This window comes from Arthrobacter vasquezii, from assembly GCF_029455255.1.
Lineage (GTDB): Bacteria > Actinomycetota > Actinomycetes > Actinomycetales > Micrococcaceae > Arthrobacter_D > Arthrobacter_D parietis.
The window spans coordinates 28,109-52,273 of sequence record NZ_JAROKN010000011.1 but is presented as its reverse complement, the minus strand read 5'-3'; the positions used below and the strand labels follow the sequence as shown (position 1 = coordinate 52,273).

Annotated in this window: 19 protein-coding genes and 2 tRNA genes; 14 read left to right on the top strand and 7 right to left on the bottom strand. The window is 62.2% G+C overall.

Annotation, left to right across the window (positions count from 1 at the left end; all coding sequences use genetic code 11):
- Positions 1 to 54: 54 nt before the first annotated feature.
- Positions 55 to 142 (bottom strand) — tRNA-Ser (locus P4U43_RS06780).
- Between the two features lie 65 nt (positions 143 to 207).
- Positions 208 to 2,298 carry a prolyl oligopeptidase family serine peptidase gene (locus P4U43_RS06775; RefSeq protein WP_277358040.1) on the bottom strand — a complete coding sequence of 697 codons (2,091 nt, stop codon included), beginning with the start codon at positions 2,296 to 2,298 and terminating at the stop codon, positions 208 to 210.
- 91 nt (positions 2,299 to 2,389) lie between these two features.
- Here P4U43_RS06775 and P4U43_RS06770 point away from each other — a divergent pair, with 91 nt between their 5' ends.
- Together P4U43_RS06770 and P4U43_RS06765 are read left to right on the top strand one after the other, a co-directional pair.
- Entirely contained in the window at positions 2,390 to 4,747 is a 2,358-nt protein-coding gene (locus tag P4U43_RS06770; RefSeq protein WP_277358039.1) for an excinuclease ABC subunit UvrA, read from the top strand.
- A gap of 60 nt (positions 4,748 to 4,807) precedes the next feature.
- The gene (locus tag P4U43_RS06765) at positions 4,808 to 6,724 is read left to right on the top strand and encodes an FAD/NAD(P)-binding protein (RefSeq protein ID WP_277358038.1); all 1,917 of its coding nucleotides are present in this window, start codon (positions 4,808 to 4,810) and stop codon (positions 6,722 to 6,724) included.
- A gap of 121 nt (positions 6,725 to 6,845) precedes the next feature.
- Here P4U43_RS06765 and P4U43_RS06760 read toward each other — a convergent pair whose 3' ends face one another.
- From P4U43_RS06760 to P4U43_RS06750, 3 genes are all read right to left on the bottom strand, one after another.
- Entirely contained in the window at positions 6,846 to 11,321 is a 4,476-nt protein-coding gene (locus P4U43_RS06760) for an ExeM/NucH family extracellular endonuclease (protein WP_277358037.1), read from the bottom strand.
- Between the two features lie 318 nt (positions 11,322 to 11,639).
- Positions 11,640 to 12,158 carry a septum formation family protein gene (locus P4U43_RS06755; protein ID WP_277358036.1) on the bottom strand — a complete coding sequence of 173 codons (519 nt, stop codon included), beginning with the start codon at positions 12,156 to 12,158 and terminating at the stop codon, positions 11,640 to 11,642.
- 137 nt (positions 12,159 to 12,295) lie between these two features.
- Positions 12,296 to 12,383 (bottom strand) — tRNA-Ser (locus tag P4U43_RS06750).
- A 77-nt stretch (positions 12,384 to 12,460) separates the two neighbouring features.
- On the opposite strand from P4U43_RS06750, the gene P4U43_RS06745 reads away from it, so the two are divergent.
- From P4U43_RS06745 to P4U43_RS06690, 12 genes are all read left to right on the top strand, one after another.
- Positions 12,461 to 13,432: an NAD(P)H-quinone oxidoreductase gene (locus tag P4U43_RS06745; RefSeq protein WP_277358035.1), complete on the top strand. Its 972-nt coding sequence runs from the start codon at positions 12,461 to 12,463 to the stop codon at positions 13,430 to 13,432.
- 121 nt (positions 13,433 to 13,553) lie between these two features.
- Positions 13,554 to 13,793 (top strand): hypothetical protein, encoded by a 240-nt coding sequence (locus P4U43_RS06740; protein ID WP_056546324.1) that lies wholly within the window; start codon positions 13,554 to 13,556, stop codon positions 13,791 to 13,793.
- 105 nt (positions 13,794 to 13,898) lie between these two features.
- Positions 13,899 to 14,153: a hypothetical protein gene (locus P4U43_RS06735; protein ID WP_277358034.1), complete on the top strand. Its 255-nt coding sequence runs from the start codon at positions 13,899 to 13,901 to the stop codon at positions 14,151 to 14,153.
- A 38-nt stretch (positions 14,154 to 14,191) separates the two neighbouring features.
- Entirely contained in the window at positions 14,192 to 14,830 is a 639-nt protein-coding gene (locus P4U43_RS06730) for a bacterial proteasome activator family protein (protein ID WP_277358033.1), read from the top strand.
- Positions 14,831 to 14,836: 6 nt separating this feature from the next.
- The gene (locus P4U43_RS06725) at positions 14,837 to 15,295 is read left to right on the top strand and encodes a hypothetical protein (RefSeq protein WP_056546330.1); all 459 of its coding nucleotides are present in this window, start codon (positions 14,837 to 14,839) and stop codon (positions 15,293 to 15,295) included.
- 87 nt (positions 15,296 to 15,382) lie between these two features.
- Entirely contained in the window at positions 15,383 to 16,222 is an 840-nt protein-coding gene (locus P4U43_RS06720) for an aldo/keto reductase (RefSeq protein ID WP_277358032.1), read from the top strand.
- A gap of 130 nt (positions 16,223 to 16,352) precedes the next feature.
- Complete coding sequence (locus P4U43_RS06715; RefSeq protein ID WP_277358031.1) at positions 16,353 to 17,399, top strand: lactonase family protein; 1,047 nt, start codon at positions 16,353 to 16,355, stop codon at positions 17,397 to 17,399.
- Positions 17,400 to 17,468: 69 nt separating this feature from the next.
- Positions 17,469 to 18,047: a sugar O-acetyltransferase gene (locus tag P4U43_RS06710; protein ID WP_277358030.1), complete on the top strand. Its 579-nt coding sequence runs from the start codon at positions 17,469 to 17,471 to the stop codon at positions 18,045 to 18,047.
- A gap of 4 nt (positions 18,048 to 18,051) precedes the next feature.
- Positions 18,052 to 18,606: a TetR/AcrR family transcriptional regulator gene (locus P4U43_RS06705; RefSeq protein ID WP_277358029.1), complete on the top strand. Its 555-nt coding sequence runs from the start codon at positions 18,052 to 18,054 to the stop codon at positions 18,604 to 18,606.
- A gap of 41 nt (positions 18,607 to 18,647) precedes the next feature.
- Entirely contained in the window at positions 18,648 to 19,877 is a 1,230-nt protein-coding gene (locus P4U43_RS06700; protein WP_277358028.1) for an MFS transporter, read from the top strand.
- Between the two features lie 74 nt (positions 19,878 to 19,951).
- The gene (locus P4U43_RS06695; RefSeq protein ID WP_277358027.1) at positions 19,952 to 21,100 is read left to right on the top strand and encodes a zinc-dependent alcohol dehydrogenase; all 1,149 of its coding nucleotides are present in this window, start codon (positions 19,952 to 19,954) and stop codon (positions 21,098 to 21,100) included.
- A 9-nt stretch (positions 21,101 to 21,109) separates the two neighbouring features.
- Positions 21,110 to 21,688 (top strand): hypothetical protein, encoded by a 579-nt coding sequence (locus tag P4U43_RS06690; RefSeq protein WP_277358026.1) that lies wholly within the window; start codon positions 21,110 to 21,112, stop codon positions 21,686 to 21,688.
- 343 nt (positions 21,689 to 22,031) lie between these two features.
- On the opposite strand, the gene P4U43_RS06685 is transcribed toward P4U43_RS06690, so the two are convergent.
- Positions 22,032 to 23,174: an ATP-binding protein gene (locus P4U43_RS06685; protein WP_277358025.1), complete on the bottom strand. Its 1,143-nt coding sequence runs from the start codon at positions 23,172 to 23,174 to the stop codon at positions 22,032 to 22,034.
- A complete protein-coding gene (locus P4U43_RS06680; protein ID WP_277358024.1) occupies positions 23,171 to 23,809 on the bottom strand; it encodes a DNA-binding transcriptional response regulator in 639 nt (212 codons plus the stop codon). The genes P4U43_RS06685 and P4U43_RS06680 overlap by 4 nt, the downstream gene beginning before the upstream one ends.
- Positions 23,810 to 24,165 lie beyond the last annotated feature (356 nt).

Below are 24,165 nucleotides of genomic sequence, written 5' to 3'. Positions count from 1 at the left end.
TTCGTGTAAAGGAAAAGGCGCCCCGGTCCAGGACCGAGGCGCCTTTTCGAAACGCGGAGACGGGGGGATTTGAACCCCCGGTAGGCTTTAGGCCCACACTTCATTAGCAGTGAAGCCCATTCGGCCGCTCTGGCACGTCTCCAGCAGCTATTACTAGCCACCCAAGACTACCCAGAACCTCAGGGCAAGAGCAAAATAACGCGGGCCCTACAGCTTGCCCGTCAGCGCTTTCCACACAAACTCGTGGGACATGGCGTGCATGCGCGCCGCCTGGCGGTTATCGGAGGCTCCGGCATGCCCGCCCTCGAGCGCTTCGTGGAACCATACGTTCTTCACTCCAAGCGCCTTCATCCGGGCGGCCATCTTCCGTGCCTGCACCGGGCCCACCCGATCGTCACTCGTAGCAGTCCAGATCAGGGTCTTCGGGTACGCCGTCCCCTCCTGCAGCCGGTGATACGGCGAGAACGTCTGAACGTACTCCCACTGCTCCGGCTTGTCCGGATCGCCGTACTCGGCAATCCACGAGTAGCCCGCGGAGAGTTTGGTGTACCGCTTCATGTCCAGCAGGGGGACACCACACGAGATGGCGCCGAAGAGGTGCGGGTATTTGGTGAGCATGTTGCCCACCAGCAACCCGCCGTTGCTCCTGCCCGTGCAGCCGAGCAGCTCCGGTCGGGTCACTCCGCGGTCCACCAGATCCTGGGCGATCGCGGCGAAATCCTCGTAGGCCCGGTGCCGGTTGGCGTGCAGCGCCGCCTGGTGCCAGGCGGGCCCATACTCGCCGCCGCCCCGGATATTGGCCAGCACGTACACACCGGACCGGCCGTCCTCGGTCCGGCGTTCCAGCCAGCCGCGCCCGGTCACTCCGCTGTACGCGGGTGTCATGGCATGTTCGAATCCTCCGTAGCCGGAGAGCAGCGTAGGGTTGCCGCCGTCGAGCACCAGGTCCTTGGACGCCACCTGGAAGTAGGGAACCCGGGTGCCGTCACTGGATTGCGCGAAGTGCTGCGAGACGGTGAAGGAGGACTCATCAAAGTACGACGGCGACTCCTTCACTTCCGCGTGCGCTCCACCGATGGTGCCGCGCACCACCGTAGTGGGAGTGAGGAAGCCGGTGGCAACCAGCCAGTAGTCATTACCGGCGTCGTCGTCCTCGTCATCGACCGCATACGCATCCACCGAGTGCAGGGGCGGGCAGGCATCCAGCAGTTCGGCCGTCCACGAATCGGCAGGGTTGAGCACGCGGATTTCCGAAGAAACATCCCTGAGCAGGTTGAGCAGGAGGTAGTCCCTCGTCCAGCTCCAGGACTGCAGGGCAGTGTGCGCATCCGGCTCGAAGACGGTTGTCAGTCCGCGGCGCCCGGCGAGGAAGTCCTCCAGAAGGGCCGCCTGAAGCGAGCCTCCGCGGTACGTGACGCCGTCGAGTTCGAAATCGGTCCGTGGCCGCAGCAGCAGCCACTGGCGGTGCAGCGACACGTTGACGTCGTCGGGGACGTCGATGTGCACCCACTCCTCTTCGCCGCGCAGGTAGGTGCGGCTTGAGTAGAAGTCGATAATGTGGGCGGCGATATCGCGTTCGAAGCCCGGCGTCTGATCATGGGCCACTGCGGCCATCATCGAGTTCTCAGGGATCTCGAAGTAGAGCTGCGCAGCGTCCAGCGGTTCACCACGCCGAAGGGTGCGCACTGTGCGGGGGTAGGAGCTCGTGGTCATAGATCCCGGCCCGAAGTCCGTGCCGACATGCAGCGCATCCGGCCCAGCCCAGCTGATCCTGCTCTTTGCCACCGGGATATCGAAGCCGCCCTTCACGAAGGAGCGGTCGGCGAGGTCGTACTCGCGGTAGCGCTGCGCGTCCCCGCCGTCCGGTGAAAGGGCGATCAGGGCCCGCCGGTAGGGATCGCCGTCAGCCGGACGCAGGAACATCGCGCCGCCCCAAACCCACTCCTGACCCTCCACAGCCGCCAGCTCATCGACGTCGAGAAGCGTGTCCCACTCCGGGGCGTCGGTGAGGTAGCTGTCCCAGGTGGTCCGCCGCCAGAGCCCTTTCGGGTGTTCCTTGTCCCGCCAGAAGTTGTAGTAGTGCTCACCGCGCTTTACGACCATCGGAATCCGGTCGGTGGAGTCAAGAACCTCGAGAAGGCGCTGTTCGTCTGCGAGGAAGGCGTCGTTGACCAGAACATCCTCCGTCTCTGCATTCTGGCCGCGCACCCACCGGAGGGGTTCTTCGCCGTAGATATCCTCAAGCCAGAGGAATTCGTCGTCGCTGGTAGGGATGGGATCAGGCACGGTGGACGTCATACCGTTATCTTAGGCAACCTGCCTCGTGAGTGCTCATTGCCTGATCAATCAGGGTCTGCCCATTGCTTGCCCTACCTGATTGGATAGAGCCATGCACATTGCCGACACCCATGACCTGATCCGCGTGCAGGGTGCGCGGGAAAACAACCTGAAGGACATCAGCGTCGAGATCCCCAAACGGCGGCTGACCGTTTTCACGGGGGTCTCGGGATCCGGTAAAAGCTCACTGGTCTTCGCCACGATCGCCGCGGAGTCACAGCGGATGATCAACGAAACCTATAGCGCCTTCGTGCAGGGATTCATGCCCACGCTTGCGCGTCCCGACGTCGATCTGCTCGAGGGGGTAACCACCGCGATCATCGTTGATCAGGAGCGGATGGGCGCCAATCCGCGCTCAACCGTCGGTACGGCCACCGATGCCAACGCCATGCTGCGCATCCTCTTCAGCAGGCTCGGATCCCCATACGTCGGTCCGCCCACCGCCTACTCCTTCAACGTTCCTACCCGCAAGGCGAGCGGCGTCATGTCGACAGACAAGGGCGGCCGGGTGGAAAAGAGTGTTGTCAGCCAGGCCGTCTACCTGGGTGGGATGTGCCCGCGGTGCGAGGGGATGGGCAACGTCAATGACATCGATCGAACGGCCCTGTATGACGACGCGAAGACGCTCGCCGACGGCGCGCTGACAGTTCCCGGGTACTCGATGGACGGCTGGTACGGCAGGTTGTTCGGGGGCATGGGTTTGCCGATGGACAAGCCGATCGCCAAATTCACAGCGAAACAGCTCGACACCATGCTGTACGCGGAGCCCACCAAGATCAAGGTCGAAGGAATCAACCTCACCTATGAGGGCATCATCCCGAAGATCCAGAAGTCGATGCTCTCCAAGGACCCTGAGGCGATGCAGCCGCACGTGCGCCGGTTCGTCGAACGCGCAGTGACGTTCCAGACCTGCCCGGAATGCAAAGGGACACGTCTCACCAAGGAGGCGCTCTCCTCGAAAATCAACGGCAAGAACATCGCCGAGCTCTGCGCGATGCAGATCAGCGACCTGGCCGACTGGCTGCGCGATCTCAAAGAACCCACCGTGGCGCCGCTCCTCAAGGGGCTGCAGCACCTTCTCGATTCTTTCGCCGACATCGGCCTGGGCTACCTCTCGCTCGACCGGCCCGCTGGCACGCTTTCCGGCGGCGAAGCGCAGCGGACCAAGATGATCCGCCACCTCGGTTCCTCACTCACCGACGTCACCTACGTTTTCGACGAGCCCAGCATCGGTCTCCATCCGCACGACATCGAACGGATGAACCGGCTCCTGCTTCAGCTGCGGGACAAAGGGAACACGGTGCTCGTCGTTGAACACAAGCCGGAGACCATCACGATCGGCGACCACGTCATCGACCTGGGACCCGGAGCAGGCACGAAGGGCGGGACCCTCTGCTTCGAGGGAACCGTTGAGGGACTGCGAAAATCCGACACCATCACCGGTCGCCACCTCGACGACCGGGCCAGGCTCAAAGACACTGTCCGTCCGGCGGCGAAGGCGCTGGAGGTCAGGGGAGCGTCGACGCACAACCTGCAGAACGTGGACGTCGACATTCCGCTCGGTGTGCTGTGTGTTGTCACCGGCGTGGCCGGATCAGGCAAAAGCTCACTGATCCACGGCTCGGTGGCCAAGCGGGACGGCGTCGTGGTCATCGACCAGGGAGCCATCCGAGGATCGCGGAGAAGCAATCCCGCCACGTACACCGGCCTGCTTGAGCCCATCCGCAAGGCGTTCGCCAAAGCGAACGGGGTCAAGCCCGCGCTGTTCAGCTCCAACTCGGAAGGCGCGTGCCCCACCTGCAACGGCGCCGGCGTTATCTACACCGAACTTGGGGTCATGGCCACCATGGAATCCACGTGCGAGGACTGTGAGGGCAAGCGGTTTCAGGCATCTGTGCTGGAGTACACCCTGGGTGGAATGAACATTGCCGAGGTACTTGCGATGCCCGTGTCGGATGCCACCGCGTTCTTCGGTGAGGGTGATGCCCGCACCCCGGCGGCGCACAAGGTCCTCGACCGGTTGGCCGACGTCGGTCTTGGTTACCTCAGCCTCGGCCAACCGCTCACCACGCTCTCCGGCGGTGAGCGGCAACGCCTGAAGCTGGCCAGCCAGATGGGCGAAAAGGGAGACATCTACGTTCTCGATGAGCCGACCACGGGTCTGCACCTGGCCGACGTCGAGCAGCTGCTCGGTTTGCTGGACCGCCTCGTCGACTCCGGGAAGTCGGTTCTGGTCATCGAGCACCATCAGGCAGTGATGGCGCACGCTGACTGGATCATCGATCTTGGTCCCGGTGCCGGGCACGACGGCGGCAGGATCGTTTTCGAGGGAACGCCGGCAGAACTGGTGGCTGGCGGAGGTTCCACCCTCACGGGCCAGCACTTGGCCGCCTATGTGGGACGAAGCTGACCGGATGCGCCGGACATCCGGTTGAACCGGCGGATGCTGCGCGGCCGATAATCTAGACGGATGGAAACAACGCGGACGGTGACGGTAGCCATCATTGGCGCCGGTCCGCGTGGTACCTCCGTACTCGAACGTCTGGCAGCCAACTGGGCGGCCCTGCCCAAAGCCAACCGGACGCGCATCGCGGTCCACCTGATCGAGCCCTACGAGCCAGGGCCGGGCCATGTGTGGCGTACCGATCAGTCACGGCATTTCCTGATGAACACCCCGGCGCTGTTTCCCACGGTGGTGCCGGTGGGTGAGGCTGCTGCGGAACGGGCGCCATCGCTTGTTCCGCTGTCCTTCGACGACTGGCGTCAGCTGATGGCGGACTCTCCGGACGATCGTCTCAGCGACGATGACCGGAAGGAACTCCAGTCGCTCACCTCCGCTGATTTCCCCAGCCGCGCTCTCTACGGCCGCTACCTGGAATGGATCTACAGCTCGCTGACCGCGGCCCTTGGGGACGGCTTCGAGGTAGTGGTTCACCGGTCAGAGGCGCAACACGTGAAGCCGCTGACAGCGGGTTTCCGGGTAAGGCTGAGTGAGGGCGGCACGGTAGTCAGTGACGCCGTCGTGCTTGCGTTGGGCCATCTACCCGCTCAACTCAATCCGGAACAGGAAGCGCTGCGCGACGGCGCGGCCCGGCTCGGCCTGCAGTACTGGCCGCCGAACGTACCCGCAGACGCGGATTGGAACCGGTTGCCGGCGCGCAAACCCGTGCTGGTGCGCGGGCTCGGCCTTAACTTTTTCGACATCATCACCCACCTCACCGAGGGCAGGGGTGGAAGCTTCGTATCCAGTGGTCTGCCGGCAGGGCGGGCGTTGGATTACCATCCTTCAGGCCGTGAGCCGCTGGTAGTCGCCGCGTCGCGTCGCGGCACCCCTTACCGTGCCAAGGCAAAGCTGGACAGCTATGTGCCGCGCAGCATCCAGCTCCGCTACTGCACACCTACCCGCGCATCCAGCTTCGCGGCTGAGGGAATCCAGCCCGGCTTCGATCACGACCTGTGGCCGCTGCTGCACCGGGACGCTGTCTGGGCTTACTACGGGACGCTGGCGCGCACAGCAGGTTTGCCAGATACTTTTCTTCCCTCGCTTCAGGAGGTGCTGGATGCCGCCGATCATGTCTGGCGCCGACGGCTGGAGGAGCTCCTCGATGGAACGGTGGCTCCGGCTGACCGGTTGAATCTGGAAGCGCTCGCCCGGCCCTTCTGGCGGCAACGGTTTGCCTCTGAGGAGGAGTACAACCGTGCCGTGCTCGACTATCTGGAAGAGGACGCCGCCGGTTCCGACCGCGGCGAGAATGACCCATTGAAAATGGCGATCGGAGCCATGAACGCCGGCCGGTCCGTCATCAAGGGGATCGTGGCCGACGGCGGTCTCACCGAGGCGTCATGGACTGCGGAACTGCGCGGATGGTTCGAGCCCCTCGTCGAGGGCCTTGCCAGCGGGCCGCCGGCCCTGCGTATCGAGCAACTGGCAGCGCTGGCTCGCGCGGGCATCGTCCGTTTTGCGGGCCCTGCGCCGCGGTTCGAGCTGGATGCCGCCCTTGGCCGGTTCACTGTTTCCTCACCCTGGGTGGAGGGCAGAAAGTACGACGCCGGTGTCCTCGTTGAGGCGATGATGCCGGCTAACCGTGTGGCGCAGAACCGGTCGGTCCTGCTTCGCCGGCTATTGGAGGACGGCCTGGTCCGGGCACGCACCATGATGTCTGAAGATGGCGTGCCTGAAGTGTCTCCCGGAATCGATGTCAGCAAGCCGCCGTACCGGGCAATCGGCGCCAATGGTCTGGCGCAGGAGAACCTCTATGTCCTCGGCCTGCAGCTGAGTTCCGTGCAGTGGGGGACGGCGATCGCCGCGGAAGCCGGCGCCTCCCTCGATGCCGGCAGCCGTACGCTGCGGGACGCCGACGACATCGCGCGCGCAATCCTTGCCTGACGGGTGCCGTTATTGACGTGAGCTTTCCGACAACGTGCCGCTGAACGAAGAAGCGCTCCTCCGCTGCACGGAGGAGCGCTTCTTCATTAGTTCGCCAAGGCCTTACCGGCCGCGACGAAATCTAGCCGCGACGGGCATCCGCAAGGCACTTGCGGTACTCGGCCATGGCCTTGCCATAGCTGTTCGGGTGCCCGGCGCCAGGACCGCGCTCCGGCTTGACCGGGGCGACGCACTCTGCGCCGGCAACCGCTTCAATGGTGACCGGAAGGGTCACCGTCGTGCCGGATTCCTTGGCCACCAGAACAATTCTCCCCGCTCCCGGTGCTGCTGCCGGAACGGTGACCGTGACCTGCGCCGCGCCGTCCGTGACGGGCGAGGTGCCCAGCTGGGTGACCTTGCCGGCGGCGTCGACGAAGCTCGCCGACACGCTGGTGTTGATCGGGCTGCCTAGCGACGTGAGGTTCAGCTTTGCAACGTCGAAGGTGACAGTGTCACCAGCCGTGACGGTGGCCGGTGCATTCTTCACGATCACTGAGCGACGGTCGAAGCTCGGGGACAGTGGGCTGTTCTGCTCGATGTAGCTGATCCAGGCGTCGCGGTCTACAAGTCCCGAGTCACGGACGTCGGTTCCCTGCTGGAAGACGGTGAAGTTATCGCCGCCCTGCGCCAGGAAACTGAAGGTGCCGATCCGGTACTCTGCAGCCGGGTCCAGCGGTGCGCCGTCAATCGTGACCGACGTGATGCGGGAGCCGGCTGCAAGATCCGGGTTGTAGGTGTAGGACACGTTGTCCGACAGCCCGAGCGCCAGGAAGGACCGGGAGGAGCCTTCCGGCTGCCACTGCTGCTCCAGCATCGTGATGAACTGCTCACCGGTCAGGGTGACCGTCCACAGATTGTTGAGGAACGGCAGTACCGCATTCGCTTCGGCGTAGGTGATGACGCCGTCCTCACCGTAGTAGAGCTCGTTCCGCATCCCGCCGGGGTTGATGACACCGATCTCGGCTCCGCCGCGTTCAGCGGATGAGAGCGAGTCCCGCAGTGAGTCAGCGATCAGGTTGCCGAGCGTTGACTCGGACGTCCGGTCATCACGCTTGCCGTTGACGAAGGCTGTAGTGATGTCCGCTGTCACGGATCCAACGGGCTGGTTGCCGATGACTGCTGCTTCGGCGAGCGCCGCGTCAACAATCGTCTTGACCTCGGCGACCCTCGGATAGGTTGCTACCAGCGCAGCCGGGTCAGTGGCCGTGCGTGCAACATTCTGCGCCGTATACGACTCGACCTCGCCGGTGGCGTTATCCACGGTGAGGGTGATGTGGCCGATGAACTCGCCGTAGGAGCCGGTCTGGATGATCGGACGGGTTTCGCCCTCCGCGCCGGGTACAGGTGCATCCCACGCGTACTGCTTGTGCGTGTGGCCGGTGTAGATGGCGTCGACGAGCGGCGAGGTGCCGGTGACGATGTCAGCGAACGCGCCCCCCGCGGCCACCTCTGCCTCGATGGTGGAACCCTCGACGGCGCCGTCTCCGGCTCCCTCGTGATACTCGGCAATGATGACGTCGGCCAGACCCTGGTCCTCGATCTGCTGCGCCACGCGGTTTACGGCCTCGACGGGATCGCCGAAGTCGAGATCGGCGATTCCGTCAGGGCTCACCAGCGAAGGTGTTTCCTGGGTGACGGCACCGATGATGGCAACATCAATACCGCCCACGTTCACAATTTCGTACTCCTGCAGGGCAGGCGTGGTGGTTCCCTTCTGGTACACGTTGGCGCCCAGGTATGGGAACTCCGCGGCGTCGGCCACACGACCGGCCAGGTCCGCAAAACCGCCGTCGAACTCGTGGTTACCGACAGCCGAAGCGCGAAGATCCAGAGCGTTGAGGACGTCGATGGTTGGTTGGTCCTGTGCAACCGAGGAGGCGAAGAGTGATGCTCCGATGTTGTCTCCGGCGGAGAGGAACAGCGAGTTCTCCTCGCCGTACTGGGCGCGCAGTTCCTCGATGGTTCCAGCGAACTTCACGGTGTTCGAGTCGATACGCCCATGGAAGTCATTGATGCCCATGAGGTTGAGCTCGGTCGTGGTGTCCGCCGGTGCCAGGTTCAGACCGACGATCACCGGATCGTGGTCACTCGCCCGGAACTGGTTCGGCGCGTAGAAGTCGGTGGCGTTGTAGTTGTAGCGGCTGTACTCAAGCGCTACGGATTCCACCGCGTTGATGTTCCATACGTCCACGCCGGATACCGCCGCGTCTGCTGCGGGGGAGGCGAGGATGTGGTCAAGGGAACCAACGAGTCCGGAGAAAACGTAGGAGTATCCATCAGTCTTGGCGCCCTGATTGATGTAGCCGGCCTCGTACAGGACCTGCATGGGATCCTCAGCCGAGTAGGAGTTGAAGTCACCGGCAAGGAAGACCTTGTCTGTGCCCGCTTCAGTCTTCAGCTGTTCAGCGAAGGCGACGAGAGCGGTTGCCTGCTCAACGCGGTCGGCATTGGATGCGCCCTGTCCGTCACCCTGGTCTGCGTTTTCGCCGCTGCCTGATCCCTTGGACTTGAAGTGGTTTGCGATGGCGAGGAACTTGGTGGAGTCATCACCGCCGACAATGTTGAAGGACTGCGCCAGGGGCTTGCGGGCATTTGAGAAGGCGACGTTGTCATCGAGGATGACGGACTGGCCAACGGGCTCCACAACCGCCTTCTTGTAGATGAACGCGGTCCTGATGACGTCCTCGTTCTCGATGGCGGGCAAAGCGTCCGGTGAACGGACGTAGTCCCACACACCGGGGGCAGCCTCATTGAGCGCGGCAGTCAGCGTGGCAAGGGCGGCGTCCCGGTCCTTGCCGAACTTGGCCGAGTTCTCAATCTCCTCGAGGGAGACCACGTCCGCGTCCAGCCCGTTGATCGCCGCAACGATCTTCGCTTCCTGGCGCTCCAGATTCTCTGCATTCGCGGCGCCGCGGGCATCACAGCCGCCGCGGACGGTGACGGGATTGCCGTCGCGGTCCTCGTAGTACGTGCACCCGCTGAGCTGGTCACCTGTGGTGGTGAAGTAGTTCAGCACGTTGAAGGACGCAATTTTGACGTTGCCGCCAACGTTCTCCGGTGCGTCAGGACGTGAGCCCTCGAACACGACGGGCTGAACTTCGGCGGAGTTCACTGCAGTGAGAGCGGTCAGCGGCTGGAACTTCCAGGAGCTGTTGCGGAAATCGAAGACCACTGGCGAGGTGAAAGTTGCCGATGAGTTGACCCGCACCGGCTGCTCCGGTGTGAGGTAGGGCAACGGCTGGTCCATGTTGGCGCTGCTGAGGAAATTGGTGGTGGCGCCGTCGTCGAGCTTGACCCGGCGGGCAGCGTTGTCAGCGGAGACAGCAGCATTCTCGGCCGTTCCCGGCGGAGCGATTTCCGTGGGCTGCACCAGGGGACTGTCCCCGACGGCAAGAGTGATTTCCCCATACTGGTTCAGTGAGTAGTTGTCCGAGACCGTGAAGTCGTTGGTCGGCTGCACGAGCATTCCCTCGAGTGCTTCGCGCGCGACATCATCCGCGGGGTACGCGATAGAGGCGGTCTTCACAGCCTCCGCGGGCTCCCCGGGCTTGGTCATTCCGCCGGCCAGGACGGTGATCTGTGAGAGGCCGAAGTATTCTCCAGCGGTGCCGGTGACCTCCACGAGGTCACCAACAGCAACGTCAGCGGCCGTGGCGGTCGAGTAGATGAAGATGCCGTCAGAGGCGGCATGATCCGCACCGAGGTCACCGCCGGTCCCGGGGGTCTGGATGTAGTAGCCATCAAATCCGCCGGTGGGGTAAGTGGCAGTTACTACGCCGCGGGTGGTGACAACCTGCCCTCCATACGGCGTTGCTCCACCCGTGCCCTGGATCTGATCGATGGGGATCACTTCGCCCGGCGTGGGCGGTTCCGGTTCTGGCTCGGGTTCGCTTCCGGCCGTCTCACCAGCGGCACTGGTGGGAGTGACGGTTTCGGAAACGGTGAAGTCTGTCAGATTGTTGTCGGTGTCAACTCCGCCTGCGCGGTTCATCGACAGCGGGTTGCGGGTGCCACCGGGGCCTTCTTCGCCTGCGGCCTCGAAGGTGTTGGACTCTCCGTATCCCAACAGGTCAACGACGCCGGGCGCGGCCACAACAGAGCCGACAGGCAGGTTGCTGACAGCAGTAGCTTGATCGGACAGGACGATGGTCCCGCTGCTCCCGCTGATATTCAGCGAGCTGGTCACATCAGCCGCCGGAAGTGCTGCGCCAACAGAGCCGTTGCTGGACGCCTGGATGAGGAAGTTTCCGTTTGCCGGGATGCTTCCCTTCAGCGGCGCAACGCCGGTCGGAGCAACTACCCCCGTCGCTGAACGGTACTGGAGCGACCAGCCGTCCAGGCTCACCGGCGCATCGGTGGTGTTGATCAGTTCTACGAACTTGTGCGTGAACGGTGCGTTGGCACTGCCCCCGTTGACGTACGCCTCATTGATAACGACGCCGCCGCCCGCTTGGGCGTCGACGGTTTCCTCTGCGCTGGCTGGCGAGAACGCCATCGGTGAGGCAATGAGCCCGACCGAAAGCGCTGAGCACAGCGCGCCCCTCCACGAATTTTTCATTCGTCCTGTTTCTCCTTGCTTTTGGCCGGATTACGGCCGCGAGTGATGCCTGCTTCGGCAGTGAGCCTCGGCGGAACTGGCCACGAAAGTGACAATAGGATCTGCCGGTGACATTCCGGTCGCGGCAAGCCAAGCACGCCGCAATGAACGGGTGGTTACCTCGCGGAGAACAGAGCAGCCGGGTTGAGACCATCAACGCGTTTCCCATCGTCGGCCCGGTGGTGCCGGACGTCGGCGTCCTAATATTCACCACTTCGTAGTGATGTAGACCACATCAGGCGCCTTGCACATTCAAGCACGAGTACTTGCTGTTGGGAACTACTGGCTGGAGTCGCGGAGTGTTCCCGTTGAGGGCTCACCGCCGGCACTGCCGACGAGGCAAATCACCGAGCGGCCGCCTTCGTCAGTCCATTCCGACTCGACCGGGTAAAAGTACTGGAGTTCCAGGGCGGACGCGTCATACTCCACGCCGACGAACGCAGCGAATTCACCGCGGCAGAACTCCTGCGCCTGAGCGTCCGCTTCCCCGAGCCCGGGGTAAATGCCTTCATCCAGCTCGGTTGTCGCGAATACTTCGAACGCGTGAGGTTCGTCGCAGGGGATTACCTGAATGTCCGGCTCCGCTGCGGTGCCGGAATCGGTCACGCACTGACCCTCTTGCAGGTCGTTCGCCGTGACGCTCGAGGCCTTCTGCGCCTCCGCTGCTTCGCTACTCGCTGCCGAGGTGAGTTCGGAAGGTGAGGCGCCGTCGTCGTTCCCGGCGGTGCAGCCGGTCACTGCTGCTGCCGCTATCAGGGCAGCAGGCAGGAGAAATCGCCGGAGGGCGGCAGTCGTCATTGAAAGGCTCCTTGAAGTGAGACTTGGCACTTCCGGAGCCTACCCGATGGGATTCGAAGCGCCCGGAAGGACCTTAAACCAGTTGCACCCCGTCCATCAGGACGGGGTGCAACTGGTGAGCACGGCTCAGCTCGATGCGGAAGGTAAGGGATTCGAACCCTTGAGACGGGGTTACCGTCCACTGGTTTTCAAGACCAGCTCCTTCGGCCGCTCGGACAACCTTCCATACGGGGAATAGTGTTTCATGCAGAACAGGCTGCACAAAACTCCAGGCAGCAGGGTGAGGTCCGGAAAGGGAAATCATGAAAGCAGTAGTGCTTCGCGGGTTCGGTGAACCGGACGTTCTTCAGGTGGCCGATGTGGCGCCGCCCGGTCTCCAGGCCGGTGAGGTGCTCATCGACGTCGTCGCAGCCGGATTGAACCGCGCGGATGTGCAGCAGCGGTTGGGTGTGTACCCGCCGCCTCCCGGTGCCTCCGAGTATCCGGGCCTTGAGGTTTCCGGAAGGATCGCTGACCCGGGGGAGTCGGGGTTCCAGCCGGGCGACGCCGTCGTCGCGCTCCTTGCGGGCGGCGGTTATGCCGAACAGGTGGCAGTGTCCGCCGGGCAGGTATTGCCCGTGCCCGCAGGCGTGGATCTCGTGGCCGCCGCCGCGCTACCCGAAGTGGCTGCGACGGTCTACTCCAACCTTGTCCTGGTTGCGGGTCTGCGCGACGGCGAAACCCTTCTCATTCACGGTGCTTCCGGGGGTATCGGGACTATGGCTATCCAGCTTGCACGCGCCCTGGGTGCCCGTACGATCGTGACCGCCGGAACGGCCGACAAGCTCGATTTCGCCCGGTCACTGGGTGCAGAGGTCTGCGTAAATTACCGGGAGCAGGATTTCGTTGCCGAGGTGGACGCAGCTACCGATGGGCGCGGTGCTGACGTGATTCTCGATGTTGTTGGCGCAAAATACCTCGGCCGCAACGTTGAGGCCCTGGCGATAGGAGGCCGCCTTGTGGTCATCGGACTGCAGGGCGGTGCAAAAGCCGAGATCAACCTCGGCTCGCTCATGGGAAAGCGCGCGTCCGTGACGGGAACCACGCTGCGTTCACGGCCGGGGGAGGAGAAGGCGGCCATTATGGCGGGGGTACGCGAGAATGTCTGGCCGCTGATCTCTAACGGGTCCATTTCCGTGCCCGTTGACCGCACCTTTCGGCTCGCAGAAGTGGTTCAGGCGCATGAGTATTTCGACTCCGGGCAGCACACTGGAAAAGTACTTCTGACGCTTTAGAACCGCTCATTTGGCGTGAGCGGCGAATTCGATGCCGAGCGCAGACGGGGGCACTAAGGCTGCTTTGTGGATTCCGGGCGGTGTGACAAGCTTGCTTTCACCTGAACTCCAAGGAGGAACCATGGCCAAGCACAGGGCAGACGGCAAGCCGGACGGCGCAACGCACGGCAAGGACGAGGAGTCCGGTCTGGAGCGTGCCGCCGAGAGTTGGGCAGAGAATCTCGCCGACCAGGTGAACGACGGCGTGAAGAATAATCCGCACGACACCGCCAATGACGGGCCTGACCCACGGACGGACACGCACTCCAGCCTCAGCGAGGGATCCAACTCCCGTGACGGCCGGGACGACCCGACACACTGAACGCCGAAATATAGTGCAGATCAGGCGGGTTTGACCGGGGGCGAACACGCCTGATCTGCGCAAAACTCCCTAGCGCCCGCGAACTGCGCGTGGTTTGCTGGGGTGATGACTGAGAACCTTCCTGAACACCTTCGTGAAGACATCGGCGCGTCCGGACCCGGCGCTGAATCCGAGGACGAGCACTTGCGTGAAGATGTCAACACTCCCTCCGATGAAAATGACGGCGGCCCCGAATTCTCCGAAAGTCACTTCACCTCCGGGCAGCTCAACGCAGGCCAGCGTGTTCCAGGGGTGAGCCCCGGGGGCGAGTACAAGGAGGGCCGCGAGGAGGAGCTTGCGCACCGGGACGAGGCCGACTGACACGCTTCGGCATACGCGCCGCATGAGAGCATGTTGCTATGACCGAACAGCAGCCCGAGCACCACAACGGCACTCCCGAGCATGCGTCGAAAGAGAGCCCGGTCCTGTCCGGAGAACTGGACGCGGGGCGTGGTCTTCCGGAACAGAACGACGACGGCGGCTCCCGCAGTGAGAAGGCGCAGGGCACCAAACTGACTGAACTGGTGGACGAGCCCGCCAAGGTCATGCGCATCGGTACCATGCTCAAGCAGTTGCTCGAGGAGGTGCGCAGCGCTCCCCTGGATGACGCCGGGCGCAGCCGACTGGCCGAAATCCATGAGCGGTCCGTGCGTGAGCTTGAGGACGGACTCGCACCGGAACTGGTCGAGGAACTGCAGCGGATCAACCTTCCGTTCACGGAAGACTCTGTTCCGACCGATGCCGAACTGCGCGTTGCACAGGCACAGCTGGTCGGATGGCTGGAGGGTCTCTTCCACGGTATCCAAACCGCGCTTGCCGCTCAGCAGATGGCCAATCAGCAGCTGGCCGCGCAACTGCAGTTGAAGCAACTGCCGCCCGGCACCGTTCTTGCTCCGGGCGTGGTGGTCGGCGATGACGGTGAACCGAAACGCGCTCCCGGAGTGCGGCCCGGTTCCCCCCAGATGCCGGACACTCACGGTCCGGGCCAGTACCTCTAGACGCGCGTGGCACTTTTTGCGGCGGCCCGACAGGGCCGCAAGGATGACGCGGAGCTTGGTACGGGAGTGTGGCGGCGCGCGCATGACCGCTTTCGGCGCGGGCTTGACCGGTACCACCAGATTCTTGAGGGCGTTGAGGATGACGCCGTCTATAACGAGTTGGCGGGTTTCGCCAATCAGCTTGCCCAATTGCTGCCGCGCGTGCGCGAGTGCTGCGTCACCGCGCAGGCTCAGCATCCGAGCGAGGGGCTGGACATCCCCGGGGCCCTTCTCCAGGTACACCGTGCGCTGTCCCGCGCGGGCAACGCCCTGGCAACCACAGCGGAGGCGGCCGCGATGGCCCGCCTGGACGGCGAACGGTGGGGTATCGCGTCAGCCGGACTGGAGAACGTCCGGCGCCGGGCGGAAGTAGTCGCTGAGGACGTCATCGAAGCTGAACGCTTGCTGTCAGTTCCCGGCCAGTAGCTACGTCAATAGCAACCTGTCGGAATACTTGCCGTCGGGTGGAGGTTGCCACCATTCGACAAGAGCAACAGTCTTCGAAAGGGATATATGAGTACCTCACCAAACCTGACGTTCAACGACGGCCGCACCATTCCCCAGTTGGGTTACGGCGTGTGGCAGGTCGATGACGCAACGGCAGAGGACGTCGTCGGACGAGCTTTCAAGGCCGGCTACCGGCACATCGACACCGCGAAGATCTACGGCAATGAAGCAGGCGTGGGCCGCGCGATTGAAGCCTCGGGTCTCAGCCCCGAGGAACTGTTCATCACCACCAAGCTGTGGAACGCCGATCAGGGGTATGAGAGCACCCTCCAGGCATTCGAGGAGTCCATGCAGCGGCTGGGCCTCGAAACACTCGACCTCTACCTGATCCATTGGCTCCAGCCAAAGCAGGGCAAGTATGTGGACACATGGAAGGCGCTCGTTGAATTGCAGAAGCGCGGCCGCGTCCATTCAATCGGTGTCTCCAACTTCACGGTCGAAGCACTGCAGGAAATCATTGACGCAACCGGCGTCGTGCCGGCAATCAACCAGGTCGAGACCCACCCGTACCTGAACCAGGCCGAACTGCGCGCCTTCGAGGCGGACAAGGGAATCCTCCACGAGTCCTGGTCCCCGCTCGGTTCCGGCAAGGGCCTGCTTGAGGATCCGGTGCTCGCCGGTATCGCAGAAAAGTTGGGCGCCACTCCGGCGCAGGTTGTGATTGCGTGGCACCTCGCACTCGGGCTCGTTGTCATCCCAAAGTCGGTGACGGAGTCGCGCATCATCGAAAACTGGGGTGCGCTCGAGGTCTCGCTGAGCGAAGAGGACATTGAGGCAATTAACGGCCTCGACAAGGGTGAGAGCGGCCGTATCGGCGCCAATCCCGCAACGGCTGACTTCGCCTGATCGTTTCCCCCCGGTTGACCCGAATGACTCGATCGCCGCGGCGGTAGGTCATTCAAACTAGTGCAGGCACTGCATGCGTTGCTTTCAACGCATGCAGTGCCTGCACCGTTTTGTGGGAACAATAGTGCCCATGGACAGCGACATTGTGAACCTTCTGATCGGGACCTACGCGAGCGACGGCGCCGAGCCGGGATCCGGTGAAGGCATCTGGCGTGTAACCCTGGACCGGCGCAGCGGCGCACTGAGCGGCGATCACCTCATTACGACGACGACGGCGCCATCTTTCCTCGCACTCCACCCTTCCGGAAACATGCTTTATGCAGTCCAGGAGACAGAGCAGGGCCAAGTGAGCGCGTTCAGCGTGCAGGGCGAAAACCTGTTACTTCAAGCCACAGTGCCGACCGGTGGCTCGTTCCCGTGTCACCTCCTCGCCTTCAACGACGCACTGTGGGTTGCCAACTACGGTGATGGCGTGGTCAGCCGCCTGGACCTGAACGACGACGGCGAGCCGACGGGAATGCCTGCCGTGTACCGGAACTCCGGTTCGGGACCCAACAGTGAACGGCAGGAAGGGCCGCACGCCCACTTTGTTCATGACACCGGCAACGGGTCCGTCTGGGTAAGTGACCTCGGAACTGATGAGATCCGTCGATTCACTGTGTCTGGGCCGGACGGCCTTGCGGCCGTGCTGCCGCCGGCCACAGGCCCACGGCACCAGGCAGCGCTGCCGGGCGGCGCCGTCGTCGTTGTCGGTGAACTGGACTCCCGCCTGCATGTTCTGGCCTCTGACGGGAGTGGATCGATCCTCTCGAGCGTGGCCGCGCTTGCAACGCCGGTGCCATCCGGGCAGCCGAGCCAGCCCTCGCATATCGATGTCGGAGTTTCCCCGGCCACACGGAACCTGCTGTATGCAGCAACCAGAGGGCCCGATGTCCTGGCCGTGTTTGCGGTGGAGGACGGGCAGACGCTCAGGCATCTGTCGGACACACCGATCGGCGGCGCATGGCCGCGGCATTTCGCGGTGGTACCCACCAGTGATGATCGCGCGGACTTCATTGTGGCGGCGAACCAGTACTCGTCAACGCTCGATGTGCTGCGCGTGGACGGCGTTGGTCACGTTGAGCAGGTGTATTCCCTTGCGTTGCCGGTGCCGGCTTGCGTTATTCCCGCCGATTGAGCGCTTGCTTGGACCCGCGGCCGACGCCCGATGGGTACGAGCGTCCAGATAGTATGTACGCTTGTACACATGCAGAACTATTTCGAGGGTGATTCCAGAACGAACAAGGAGCGGATGCTCTCCGGTGATCTGTACATCGCCGACGATCCCGACCTCGCTGCCGGCCACCAAAGGGCAGTCAAGCTGGCCCACGACTACAACGAGGCGTACGCCCAGGATGTGGACTCCGCGCGGCCGATCCTTGAATCCCTTATTGGTCAGCTTGGCGAAGGTGCCCACATCCGGCCGCCGCTTGCCGTGGACTATGGCACGTACATCACCATCGGTGCCGGTACCTTCATCAACTGCAACTTCACCGCACTTGACGTCGCTCCCATTGTCATCGGCCGGGACTGCCAGATCGGCCCGAGCGTCCAGCTGTTGACTCCCACGCATCCGGTCGAGGCGCAGCCGCGGCGCGACAAGCTCGAAGCGGCGCTTCCCATCACTATCGGGGACAATGTCTGGCTCGGTGGCGGGGCTATTGTGCTGCCGGGAGTGACGATTGGTGAGAACAGCGTCATTGGTGCCGGCGCCGTCGTCACGAAGGATGTTCCGGCGAATGTCGTCGCCGTGGGGAATCCTGCCCGCGTGATTCGGGAGATCTGACCGCATGAGCCAGCGAAGGCATGATCCGGAGCGGCGGGACCGGATCATCGACAGCGCATTGGCAACCATCGCCGAACATGGCGTAGCGGGCACCACGCACCGCAAGGTGGCGAAGCATGCCGATGTACCGCTCGGGTCCATGACGTACCACTTCGCAGACATGGATGAGCTGCTCCGCGAGGCGTTCACGCGCTACGCCAGGCGCATCGCCCGGCGTTTTGCTGACCGTTTGGCTTCTGTGTCCGGCACCGACCAGCTGGTGGCTGCGATTGCCGATCTTGTGCATCACGACCTCAGCGAGAGTCCCGAGGATGTGGTCCTCACCCTCGAGCTGTACACGCTGGCTGCGCGAAAGCCGGACTTCCGGCGGATCACCCACGACTGGATGGGGCAGAGCCGCGCCGTCCTTGAGCGGCACATGGATGCAACCGCGGCGTTCGAGGTGGATGCGCTGATTGAAGGGTTGTTCATTCACGTGAGTCTCGACCAGCAGCCTCGCTCCCGGGCAGGCACCGAACGGGCAATTCGCCGCTTCCTCACTGATGTGCCCGTGCGCTGAACGCGCCCCGATCACCAGAACCATTTCGAAGAAGGACGATCATGAGTTCAATGACCACCGAGCAGCGCGTAGCTATTCCGCGGGACGCGCGAAACGCACGGATCGCAGTGGCGGTGCTGTTCTTCACCAACGGCGCCATCTTCGCCAACCTCCTGCCGCGCTATCCGGAGATCAAGCGGGACCTTGGGCTCAGTAACGCGGAGTACGGGCTGGCGATCGCATCGTTTCCGCTGGGCGCCCTGATTGCAGGGTTGGCCGCGGCAACCCTGATCCGCCGGTTTCGTTCCTCCAGGGTGGCGGTGGCCGGGACGCTGTTCGTTGCGGTTGGTGTGTTGATCGCGGGTGTTTCACCGACCTGGATTGCCTTGGCGGGTGCGCTGTTTTTTGCCGGTGCAATGGATGCGGTGACCGACGTAGCTCAAAACTCACATGGTTTGCGGGTCCAGCGGTTGTACGGCCGGTCCATCCTCAACTCCTTCCATGCCGTCTGGTCGATCGGAGCTGTTGCCGGTGGGCTGATGGGAGGGTTGGCGGTTGCACTCGATGTACCGCGCGGAATCCATCTCTCAGTCACCGGCGCACTCTGCGTTGCCGCCGTGTTGATTGCCTACCGGTTCCTTCTGGCAGGTCCGGAGCCTGTCGAGCGGACGGTGGTGTCTCCGGGACCCGATGTCCACGGGGGCGCGCCTAAGACGCGGCGGACCGGCCCATACCTCACACTTGCTGCGCTGGTGCTCATCGCGGTTGGCGGGACGCTGGTCGAGGATGCCGGCAGTACATGGGCGGCGGTCTACCTCTCGGGGCAGTTGGACGCCAGTGTCAGCATCGCTGCCCTCGGTTTTGTTGCGATGGTGGGCGCACAGTTCATCGGGCGACTGCTGGGCGACGGGCTCGTGGACCGCTTCGGGCAACGCGCTGTCGCCCGGGCGGGCGGCGTGATCGTTTTCCTCGGTATGGGAGCGGCCCTCGCCTTCCCCTCCGTCGCCGGGACGATCATCGGGTTCGGGCTCGCCGGCTTTGGTGTTGCCACGCTGGTTCCCGCCGCTATGCACGGCGCCGATGAACTGCGAGGGCTGCGGCCCGGAACCGGTCTGACCGTGATCAGCTGGCTCATGCGCGTCGGCTTCCTGGTCTCACCGCCCGTCGTCGGCCTGATCGCCGACACCCTGAGCCTGCGCATAGGACTCCTGGTGGTGCCGTTCGCAGGATTGCTGGTCATCCTGCTCGCCGGTGTTCTGTCCTCCGAGCGTGCGAAGGGGCGTCGGTCCTGACGCACAGGCCTACCCGTCCAGCTGATTCGACAGTATGCTTACTATTCCCATGAGTAGTCCGGAATGAGGCGACAATGCGAGCAATGGTCTACCGCGGCCCCTACAAAATCCGTGTCGAAGAAAAAGACATTCCCGCAATCGAGCACCCCAACGACGCCATCATCCGCGTAACGCAAGCGGCGATCTGCGGCTCAGATCTGCACCTATACCACGGTCTGATCCCGGACACCCGCGTTGGAACCACCTTCGGTCATGAGTTCATCGGCGTCGTTGAGAAGGTGGGCGGGTCCGTGAATAGTCTCGCCCCCGGCGATCGCGTGATGGTTCCCTTCAACGTCTACTGCGGCTCCTGTTACTTCTGCGCCCGCGGCCTCTATTCCAACTGCCATAACGTCAACCCGAATGCGACGGCGGTCGGCGGTATCTACGGCTACTCCCACACGAGCGGTGGGTACGACGGCGGACAGGCCGAATACGTGCGGGTGCCTTTCGCCGACGTCGGGCCCTCACTGATTCCGGACTGGCTGGACGATGAGGACGCGCTCCTCATGACTGATGCCCTGGCTACCGGCTATTTCGGCGCCCAACTGGGCGACATTGCGGAGGGGGACACCGTCGTCGTCTTCGGTGCAGGACCGGTGGGACTCTACGCGGCGAAGTCGGCCTGGCTGATGGGCGCGGGGCGGGTGATAGTCATCGACCAGCTTGAGTACCGCCTCGAAAAGGCCCGGACGTTCGCCCACGCGGAGACCTTCAATTACAACGAGTACGAAGACATTGTGGTTGAGATGAAGAAGACCACCGATTATCTGGGCGCCGACGTCGTGATTGACGCGGTGGGCGCCGAAGCGGACGGCAACTTTCTCCAGCATGTGACCGCGACGAAGCTCAAGCTCCAGGGCGGGTCCCCGATTGCGCTGAACTGGGCCATCGACTCGGCAAGGAAGGGCGGCAATGTCTCAGTGGTGGGAGCATACGGCCCTGTCTTCAGCGCCGTGAAGTTCGGCGATGCCCTCAACAAGGGACTCACTCTCCGTATGAACCAGTGCCCGGTGAAACGGCAGTGGCCGCGGCTCCTTGAGCACATCCGGAACGGCTACCTTAAACCGAACGACATTGTCACGCACCGCATCCCACTCGAACATATCGCCGAGGGCTATCACATGTTCGCCGCCAAACTCGATAACTGCATCAAGCCGATCATCGTTCCGGACGCCAGCTAGGAGAACTCCGTGCCCTCGACGCCGTACGTCGCCAACAAGCCGAAGAACAGGGAAACCCGGGATGAGCTGCGTGCACGCATTCCCGGGTGGGGCGCCGACCTGGACCCTGCAGACCGCCCCTCCTACCCCAAGGAAAGGCTGGACCCCTCCGCTACGGGCGCGCATTGGGACTTCCCCGAGCAACAACCCGGTGGAGAAAACCGGGAACGCTCCATCGAACACGAGATTGTTCCCCCGGTCTTCGGGACATCCGTACCCCTCAAAGGCGTTTCAGGTGTGATCCGGCGCCACGCGTACGCCTCCTACGGCGAAGGCCGGGCTGCTCACTGGCTGCTTCTGATCCTCGGCGACCGCGTTGATGCGTGGGAAAGCCACCTGCGCTCATTCGCCTCTGCGCGGCCGGATAATCCGGTGACGGAAACCGGCGTTCTGTCCGAGAAGCGCCGGCATGGCATCGCATCACGCTTCGGCGTGAAGCGGTCGGACACCCACCATCAGTGGATAGACCCGGTGCTGGTGGGCGGACCATGGATAGCGGCGGGAGGCGCCGCCGTCGTCATCGTGAGGAAGCTGGCCCGGCGCGGTTAGGACACAAAACCGGCAGGGCACAAAAAGAGCCTCCTGCCAGAGTCGGACTGGCGACCTTCTCATTACGAGTGATCAGGTTTGCGGCTATGCAACAGCCTTTTCGGCGAGTCAACTGAAGGAAAAGTGACGACTATCTCCAACCGACGATGTTCAAGGCATCATTCAGGCGTCCAGCCCTGTCATGTAGGTCGTCTTCGAATAGCCCAGCGTACGTGTCTAACAGCAGAATAGAATCTATTCAGCGGAAATACTGCTGATCTGACTGCCGGTGGAATGTAGCACTCCCAAGTGAGACTACGAAGACCTTCGTATTAGATCGAGCTGGCTCTTTCGCCGTTCAGCATCAAGGTTGAGTTTGAAACGTGACAGCGAACGACGTCGAGAATTTGGTTCTAAATCTTTCATCTTCAGTTTCACTTTGAGTGACCGACAATTGAATCTGAAGGGCGTCTGCAACTACTTTAGCTGCAGCTAGACCAACACCCTGTCCGCCTGTTGCCATTGCCCTTGCAGCAGACGCTCTGATGCCAGCGAGGAAAATACTCTTGGTTTCATTTTTCTCAATCTTTGGCCCCAGTGACGAGAATGTAATAGTAACGGAGTCGGCCTTCTCGGCGAATACGACAGAGGAGGAGGAACCGGCTGGTGCATACTTAACCATGTTGTCAAGATAAGCCTGAATGATGGCGCTGATGGCCTCGGTATTATAGGTTACGCGCGCCCGACAGTTCCCATAGACTTGAACGCTCATCGACTTTTGTTTTGCTTGCCAGTCGTAAATGCGAACGTGTTTCAGCACGAAGGGGTGAATCTGGAACTTCTCTTCGCCGCCAAATGCAGAGTTGACGTGACTAAGGAACTTCAGCGAGTTCATTTTCATCAACATAAGCTCAGTGGTGAAGTAGATGGCCCCCTGTTCCTTATGCGTTTCTGCAGCCGTGACTACGTCTACGCCCGGAGCAACTTCCGCAAGGAGCGCCTCCGCGTTACCACGAACGAGCTTGGTGAGTTGTAGGAAGTCGTGACTTCGATTGAAATCCTGATCGAAGTCCCTGCGCAAGTCGCCTGCTATGGCTTTTTGCAACTCCGGATCCCGGCTGAGTCGTTCGACGACGGCGGCCTTGTCTTGTTCAAAGTCCCTAACGACTCCGGGACCGAGAGATATCGCACGGGCTACCGCTGTCTCAACGTGCTCAACCTTCACGCGCTTCTCGGTTTTGTCCCTGTACCGTCGCTTGGTTCGGCTCGTTGGATTCTGTAGGCCGTCACCGACGAAGCCAAGCACCAAGCGTTCAGTATCAATCCTTGAAAAACACAAACCGAATCGGCATTGCTGGACGTCGCCCGGCTTCACCGTCTTATCGTTGAGGCACGGCATTGATGAACACGTTCTGCAGTCGTCGTGGACCGCCATAACTGAACCGTTCAGGAATACACCCTCCGAATAGGTGGGATAAGGGAATAGATTCCAGGGCGAATTGGTCATGCGGTGATTACCATAGATGCAACAGCTACTCCGAGTTGCAGAATGCCAACAACAGTGTTGACTTGGCTTGGTTCGAGAGGCGTGCGATCCATGTATCGGGCAAAGCCCGAAACGTTTCTTTTCTGCAACGCCTTCATTGCTTTACCCACAGCTTTCGGAGCAAGGACTGCATTTTCGCCCAGAGCTTTGTTCATAGCAGCAATAAAGTATGCAGGCGAGGATCGTAGCTTTAGTAGGGAATCAACTTTTGAAGCAAAATCGACATACGGCAGTGCTTTGTCAACAACTGCATCAGCGAGTACCATTATGCCCAAATGAGTGATCCTCTGGGGCTGTGCAGAATATAAAATGACCATCTGAGCAGGATTGCTCTCTTTGATGTGACGAAGTATTCCTAGACCCTCAAGCTCAGGACTTATCTCAATTCCCACCCCTTGTATGTCGAGAAGGATCAGGTCAAAGTGCCCATCGGTTATGTGGGAAAGGTTATCTATTGTGGCCCAGCGCTCAATGTGATAACCGTTCTTCTTGAAAATCGGCTCATATGGAAAGTCGTGGTCGTCGATGACGAGAATTTTCGATTTCTTTCGAATGTCCTCAATGGATGGTGGTACTGGTAGGTCGTTGCCCCACACGGCGTTCCTATCTCTGAATTGCAGTCGTATGTTGATTTCGAATAGTGCTTCGACAAAACTGAGTTCACAGGCCTTGCATCTCGGCCGTCGCGCGCTTCGTAAGGAAGCTCGGGGCCGATGGCGCACGAACTGACTCTATACAGCGGTTGTCAATGTTCACAGCAAGGGTACTGAAATCATTCCTGCAGTTGGTACTTCCGTTCGACTGCTGAAAACCCTATCCCAGGGTTCTCAGCAAACGCCCGACCAGTTCGTTACAAGTTACTGCCCGTGGCGCGCAGATGCGGGGGCGGCGGCGGTTCGCCGCGACTCACCGCAAGCTCCGGTGGTCTCCGATCGACCGGTTGGAGGTTTTG